This is a genomic window from Ureibacillus massiliensis 4400831 = CIP 108448 = CCUG 49529 (assembly GCF_000772965.1).
Taxonomy (GTDB): domain Bacteria; phylum Bacillota; class Bacilli; order Bacillales_A; family Planococcaceae; genus Ureibacillus; species Ureibacillus massiliensis.
This window is the reverse complement of sequence record NZ_JPVQ01000038.1, coordinates 25046-32360: the sequence shown is the minus strand read 5'-3', so window position 1 is coordinate 32360 and position 7315 is coordinate 25046. Positions and strand designations below refer to the sequence as shown.

General features: G+C 35.1%; 6 protein-coding genes. 2 read left to right on the top strand and 4 right to left on the bottom strand.

What is annotated here, in order from left to right; translation table 11 throughout:
• Positions 1–87: 87 nt before the first annotated feature.
• From CD30_RS15485 to CD30_RS15475, 3 genes are all read right to left on the bottom strand, one after another.
• Positions 88–1665, bottom strand: a complete 1578-nt coding sequence (locus tag CD30_RS15485) for a peptide chain release factor 3 (RefSeq protein WP_036178732.1) — start codon at positions 1663–1665, stop codon at positions 88–90.
• A 176-nt stretch (positions 1666–1841) separates the two neighbouring features.
• Entirely contained in the window at positions 1842–3314 is a 1473-nt protein-coding gene (locus tag CD30_RS15480; protein WP_036178730.1) for a UDP-N-acetylmuramoyl-L-alanyl-D-glutamate--2,6-diaminopimelate ligase, read from the bottom strand.
• A gap of 212 nt (positions 3315–3526) precedes the next feature.
• Positions 3527–4915, bottom strand: coding sequence for an aldehyde dehydrogenase (locus tag CD30_RS15475; RefSeq protein ID WP_036178727.1), 1389 nt, complete (start codon positions 4913–4915; stop codon positions 3527–3529).
• Positions 4916–5102: 187 nt separating this feature from the next.
• Here CD30_RS15475 and CD30_RS20350 point away from each other — a divergent pair, with 187 nt between their 5' ends.
• Both CD30_RS20350 and CD30_RS15470 read left to right on the top strand, forming a co-directional pair.
• Complete coding sequence (locus CD30_RS20350) at positions 5103–5258, top strand: hypothetical protein (protein WP_170215859.1); 156 nt, start codon at positions 5103–5105, stop codon at positions 5256–5258.
• Positions 5259–5344: 86 nt separating this feature from the next.
• A complete protein-coding gene (locus CD30_RS15470) occupies positions 5345–5830 on the top strand; it encodes a hypothetical protein (RefSeq protein ID WP_036178725.1) in 486 nt (161 codons plus the stop codon).
• A 40-nt stretch (positions 5831–5870) separates the two neighbouring features.
• On the opposite strand, the gene CD30_RS15465 is transcribed toward CD30_RS15470, so the two are convergent.
• A complete protein-coding gene (locus tag CD30_RS15465; protein ID WP_036178722.1) occupies positions 5871–7298 on the bottom strand; it encodes an amidohydrolase family protein in 1428 nt (475 codons plus the stop codon).
• Between the last annotated feature and the right edge of the window lie 17 nt (positions 7299–7315).

Sequence of the window (7315 nt, the reverse complement as noted above, 5' to 3'; positions counted from 1 at the left end):
AGTGGACTTTCACCACCAAGTTGTAGCCCATGCCGGGCACACTAAAAAAGAAGTACCGATTTCTCGGCACTTCCATAATGGATTAAATTAAAGTAAGCTATATAATTTAATTTGTTCGTTTTTCTCTGAGAACCAGCGCATTGCAAATTCGTTTTCGAAAAGGAATACTAAATTATCAAAACGGTCTTTAACAAGCATCGAACGAGCCGACGACATGGACTCTTTTACATCTTCTTCATTTTCAATCCAACGGGCAATTTTTGAACCAATTGGCTGCATTTGAACCTCTACGTTATATTCATTTTTCATTCGGTGTTCAAATACTTCAAATTGTAATTGTCCAACAGCACCAAGAATGACTTCCTCAGTGTGTAACGTTTTATAATATTGAATAGCTCCTTCTTGTACAAGCTGCAAAATCCCTTTATGGAATTGTTTTTGTTTCATAACGTTCTTTGCAGTTACCCGTACAAAAATTTCAGGTGTAAATTGAGGCAATTTTTCAAATTGGAAGGTTTTCTTTCCTCCAACAACCGTATCACCAATTTGATAAGTTCCCGTATCATATAACCCGATAATATCTCCAGCAACCGCTTCATCGACCGTTTCACGATCATCTGCTAAAAATTGTGTAGACTGGGTTACTTTAAAGGATTTACCTGTACGTGATAATGTCATGTTCATACCGCGTTCAAATTTACCCGATACAATACGTACAAAAGCAATTCGGTCGCGGTGTGCTGGATTCATGTTTGCTTGAATTTTAAAGATAAAGCCTGAAAAATCATCATGATCAACAGGATCGATAAATTGCTCATCTTCTGTAATTCTAGGTTGTGGCGCAGGTGCAAATTTCAAATATGTTTCGAGGAACGTTTGTACACCAAAGTTTGTTAAAGCAGAACCAAAGAAAACAGGTGTTAACTCTCCACGGCGAATTTTATCCTCTGAAAATTCATTTCCCGCTTCATTTAGTAAAGCAATATCATCCATTGCTTGAGTATAATAAGATGTTTCTTTCATCGGATGATCAACGGCTAATTCTCCATCCTCATCAATTGGTAAATAACGATTATCTTCATCGGTACGGAATTGCTCGATTCTTTTATTGAAACGATCATAGATCCCAAGGAACTCTTTCCCCATACCAATCGGCCAGTTCATTGGATAAGCATTAATTCCAAGTACTTCTTCTAACTCTTCTATTAGTTCTAATGGTTCTTTCCCTTGTCGGTCCAATTTGTTTATAAATGTAAATATTGGAATCCCGCGCATACGACATACTTTAAATAATTTAAGTGTTTGTGCTTCAATCCCTTTTGCAGCATCGACCACCATGACTGCACTGTCTACAGCCATTAATGTACGGTACGTGTCCTCAGAGAAATCTTGGTGCCCTGGTGTATCTAGAATATTTACTCGGAAGCCGTCATAATCAAATTGCATAACAGAAGAAGTAACAGAGATACCACGTTGTTTTTCAATTTCCATCCAGTCACTCGTGGCAAATTTACCGGTTTTCTTCCCCTTTACTGTACCCGCATCGCGAATGGCACCACCAAATAATAATAACTTTTCCGTAATCGTCGTTTTCCCAGCATCCGGGTGAGAAATGATCGCAAATGTACGACGTGATAAAATATCTTGTTCTATTTTTGAATTCATTCTATTCGAATCTCCTTTTTTCTACCTTACCTATCATAAAAGAAGTTTGCCTATTGTTACAACTATTTTCATGATGATTTTAGTTATCTCCGTTTAAATTTAGAGATAAAAGATACCCCCTCTAACTAACTATTAGAGAGGGATTGATGTTAAATTTCGTCACTTATTAATTTACGTTATTTTACAAACTTTAATTCTCCAGCTTTAATAGCAATATCTGCATCGCTATGTGGATATTTTGTATTTCCGATAATTTGATAATCCTCGTGACCTTTACCTGCAAAAATAATAATATCTCCAGGTTCGGCAACAGCTACAGCATGGCGAACTGCTTCTGCACGATCACCAATACAAGCATAGTTGTCATGAAGCATACCTTTTGCTAAGTCACCGGTAATGCTATCATACTCTTCAAAGCGAGGATCATCTGTCGTTAACACTACATAATCTGCCTTTGACGCCTTTTTTGCCATGGCAGGTCTTTTTGATTTATCGCGGTTTCCACCAGTACCAACAAGGAATATTAATTTCTTACCAGGCTTTTTATAAGGTAATGCAGCCTCAATCGCTTTTTCGATTGCATCAGGTGTGTGAGCATAATCAATATAAATTTGAATTGGTAAATCAGTTAACACCTTTTCCATGCGACCTCTAACAGGATTCAAATCTTCAATTTGTTCAAGTATTGCATCCATTGGGAAGCCTTTACCGTAAAACACAGCAGTAGCTGCTAGGATATTATAAACATTAAATTCACCTAAAAGCTTCATTGTTACAGGAAATTTCCCTTCAGGTGTAATCATATCAAAGGTAGTAATGCCATCTTCATAATTACAATTTTCAGCTCTAAAATTCGCCTCATTTTTTAATCCGTAAGTCCATATTGGATAGGAAGTTAATCTTGCATATTTTTCAGACCATGGATCATCTGCATTTAAAACGGCAAACTTATTTTTAGTGAAATCCTGACCAAGTTGTGAGAATAGTAAGCCTTTTGCATTTCCATACTCTTCCATAGTTCCATGGAAGTCTAAATGATCATGAGTTAAATTTGTAAACACTGCTATATCATAATCAACGCCAGCTAATCTCCCAAGTGCAAGTCCATGAGAGGAAACTTCCATTACCATTGCTCTACAACCTTCCATTTTCGCACGGAAGATCATTTGTTGCGTATTTAATGCATCACTCGTTGTATTTGCTGACTCATATAATACACCATTTAAATTAAAACCTATCGTACCTGAGAGTGCCGATTTTTCGCCCATTCCAACAAGCATATGATGAATAATTCCCGCTACACTTGTTTTCCCGTTCGTCCCAGTTACGCCAATCATCGTGATATCATTTGATGGATATTCGAAGAATTTTGCAGCTAGTAACCCTAAAGTTCGATCCGTATCAGGAACAATTACTTGTGCAACATTCCCTTCTAATTGCAATTCCTTTTCACTTACAACGATTGTTGCACCTGCATCTACTGCTTTTTGTGCAAAATCGTGTCCATCAACTGTATAGCCTTTAATACAAATAAATAAACTTTTCGGTTGCACACTTCTAGAATCAATCGATATATCTTTTATATTATTAGGTAGCTGCCCAATAACCTTTTTTAAAGGAATCACACTTAACAATTCTTCTGCATACATCCTTAAATATCCTCCATTCAAACATGGTAATCTATATTTACCTAACACAACTATGTACTTATATCTAGTTCATTTAATAAAAATAATCATATCAAAAATCACTATAAATCGACATAAATTTTTTATTTGTCATAAAATTATCATACATTTATAAATAGAAAGTATTATCCCAAGAAGACGTTTACTTGACAACATCATCTTGGGACAAAATTTTATTTTAAAACCATACGAACTAATTTTAATTTTTGTTTATAAGGTGGGAATAACATATCATGGGCAATTTTTGTTGAACGTTTCATAATTGATTTTGGATGTGTAAAGTTCTCAAAAGAAGCTTTTCCGTGATAAGCATTTACACCAGATGGTCCTACTCCACCAAATGGTAAGTAAACATTCCCAACATGTGTAATTGTATCATTAATACAGCCGCCACCAAATGGTAAATGGTCAAGAAAATAGTTGATTGCCTTTTCGTTTTCAGAGAAGAAGTAAGCAGCTAAAGGCTTTGGTAATCTTTTTATATCACGAATGATTCCTTGTAAATCGTCGTATGGCATAATCGGAAGAATCGGGCCAAATATCTCATCCTCCATAATCGAATGATTCCAAGTTATATTCTCAAGTATTGTAGGTTCTAAATAACGATCCTCAAAATCATATTTACCGCCAAATGTAATTTGATTTTTTTCAATATCTAAAAGCTGTACAAGTCTTTCTAATTGCTTTTTATTAATAATTCTTCCATAATCCGAACTCTTTTGAGGGTCATTACCAAAAAATTGCGTAATTGTTTTCTTTAAAATCGGTACAAACTTATCATATATGGAACGCTGAACGAGTAAATAATCTGGTGCGACACATGTTTGTCCGTTGTTATTAAATTTACCCCACACAATTCGTTTAGCCGCAACCTCTAAATTTGCTGTATGATCAACGATAGTTGGACTTTTCCCGCCTAGCTCTAATGTAATAGGCGTAAGTCTTTCAGAAGCAGCTCTCATCACTACTTTTCCAACTGCGATACTTCCGGTAAAGAAAATGTAATCAAAGGAAGCGTGAATAAGTGCTGTTACTTCTTCTTTCTCACCTTCTACAACTCGGATGTATTGTTGCTCAAAGGACTCTTCAATTATTTGTTTCACGATAGCACAAGTATGCACTGCTGATTCAGATGGTTTTACAATTGCAGTATTCCCCCCAATAATCGCTCCTAACAATGGCTCCATGACAAGTTGAAAAGGATAATTAAATGGGGCAATGATAAGAGTGACACCATAAGGTTCTCGGATAATAAAGCTTTTTGCTGGCTGTAATGATATTGGTGTTTTTGTCTCTACAGGTTCAATCCATTCATCTAAATTTTTTAACATAAAACGAATACTATCTAAAACGATGCCAACCTCATTTGTATAGCCTTCAAAATCACTTTTCCCTAAATCAAGTCGTAAAGCATTTAAAATTTCTTTTTCATGATGTTGAATTGATTTTTTTAAATTACGTAATTGATTTTTTCGAAATTCAATGCACTTCGTAGCACCGGAATCAAAGAATTGTCTTTGATTTTCAATCATTTTTTCGACTTCTTGAGAAGTAAAGTTCATATTTATTTTCCTCTCATTTTTATTTTTTTTTACATAAACAATTTTAATTTGCTCATAATAACAGTGTACTCTTTACTACATTTTGTAGAGTTTTTCCTTCTACTAGCATAACTAAAATTTTTAATTTTAAGTACAAAGATGCTTAGTAGAACGTAGTATATTTGATACGAAAAAGGGGGCAATTTATATGATTTCGACTGATACTTGGTGGGAAAAAATATTTTCAGGACCTCTGGCTGTAGGTCTAAATGAGGAAAAGGTTCATCAATTAGAGGACGAATCGTTTTTATTTTTAACTGAAGAAGAATTGCCAAATGAAGAAAACAAATTAAATAATGAATAAAGTGAAATTTTAGGAAAATTGATAGAAATAATTACTAATTCCTTCTCTCCATTAATATACTATTAATGATTTGAGGAGGAATTTTTTTGAGAAAATTTACTATTATTTTTGTATTCGTTTTAGTTGTATTTATCCTATATGGATTTACAGGAGTATTTTTCAATAAGGATAAAAAGTCTACTAATTTACCTGAAGTAGAAGCGATGTATAAAGCACCGGGATATTCGACAATGATGAGCATTTCAAAAATTGTAGAAAGACAGTTAGGTAATGAAGCTATTTTAGATTTACATGTTACCCCAAAAGGTGAGGAAGAACATGTTTCACTAAAGCTTCTTAGTCAAGATATTCTCACAGAAGAAAATTTACTAAGACAAAGTTATCCTATATTATTACAAGCTTCTTCAATCGGGGATATCACATCGTTTAAAATATCATGGCAATTAAATGAGGATATTACACTCATGTCCTTCTTGATGGATGGAGAAAATTTATCAAAAATGGCCATGAAAAACTACGCTACTCTTCCTTCTATTACAGAGGACTATTTTAAACATGAAGCAATGAAATAAAGGAAGGTGCCTGATTTAGACACCTTCCTTGTTTTTGTTTCTATAATAATCCTCCACGAACCATTTGGAGAATATCACTGTCTGCTTGAAGTATATCTTCCTTTGCATTCTTTGCAATTTCTTCAGCTACCTTCTGTCCTTTTTCAATCGCTTCTTTTTCATTAATGGTAAGAATTTGGCGACCTTCCATTACTATCTTACCATCAATAATTACAGTCTCAACCTCATCTCCACGAGCTGAATAAACGAGATTTGGTACAATATTTCTAATAGGTGAGTTTAACACTGGGAAAAATGTTGGCGCCGTTAAATCTATGATAAGAATATCAGCCTTCTTCCCTTTCTCAAGAGATCCCACTTCCCGTTCAATCCCCATTACTTTCGCTGCTTCAATTGTAGCCATACGAACAGACTGAGTAGCATTGAAAATTCTAGGATCTTTATATTTTACTTTGTTTAAGATTGCAGCCATTTTCATCTCATTGAACATATTATTACAGTTATTCCCTGGGGATTGATCCGATCCTAAACAGGCTGTACCACCAGCATCTATAAACGCTTGAACTGGTGGAACCATTCCGTCAATTATTCCAATACTGCCCGCGCAATAAATCATTGTTGCCCCACTTTTTGCAACAATTGCCGTCTCGTCATCAGTAGCTTCCGTTAAATGCACTGCAATTAGTCGTTCATTTAAATAATTTTGTTCTGCTAAAAACTCAATAGAACGTTTTCCATAGCGCTTCTCTATTTGATAAATTTCACGATCACCTTGAGATACATGCATATGCAGCTTTGTATCTAATTTCTCAGCATGGTTTCGTATTTCCTGTAATAATTCAATACTCATCATATCAGGTCCATGAGGTCCTAAAATAACTGAGATGCGTCCATTTTCCGATTCATGATATTCTTCATAAAGTTTTAAGTTTCGATTAAGCTTTTCTTCTCCAATTGAAGGTTCAAATTGGTAAAGTTCCCCTACTGGTAAATCTCCAATATTATTCGGAATTTCATTAATGAGTTCTGCAACTCTTGCACGTGCCCCTATTTTTTTGTAATTTTCTACGATTAGATCCATCCTTCCATCATAATCACAGAAGGTTGTTGTTCCTGCCTTAATGCCTTCGATTATATTAACCATCGAGCCCGCTACACTTGCTTCAGGAGTCAAATGTTTCTGGAAGGGCCATAAACCTTTTTGCATCCAGTTTGACATATCCTGAGCAACACCGCGAAAAATATTAATACCTGTATGAATATGTGCATCAATAAACCCGGGCATTATCAGTTTATTATGGGCATCAATCATTCGATCTGCTGAATACTGCTTTATGATTTCATCTGTAGAACCAACATCCATGATTAAATTTCCCTTAATCGCTATCGCACCATTCTCTATATAGCCAACACCTACTCTCTCCATCGTTAAGAGGTGGCCATTGTGTAGTATGATATCAACCTTCATTTACTCATCCCCGATCA

Bases quoted from the DNA above. Each gene is read 5' to 3' on its own strand.
- CD30_RS15465 (WP_036178722.1), bottom strand. From the start codon at position 7,298: ATGAAGGTTGATATCATACTACACAATGGCCACCTCTTAACGATGGAG.
- CD30_RS20350 (WP_170215859.1), top strand. From the start codon at position 5,103: ATGATTTCGACTGATACTTGGTGGGAAAAAATATTTTCAGGACCTCTG.
- CD30_RS15475 (WP_036178727.1), bottom strand. From the start codon at position 4,915: ATGAACTTTACTTCTCAAGAAGTCGAAAAAATGATTGAAAATCAAAGA.
- CD30_RS15480 (WP_036178730.1), bottom strand. From the start codon at position 3,314: ATGTATGCAGAAGAATTGTTAAGTGTGATTCCTTTAAAAAAGGTTATT.
- CD30_RS15485 (WP_036178732.1), bottom strand. From the start codon at position 1,665: ATGAATTCAAAAATAGAACAAGATATTTTATCACGTCGTACATTTGCG.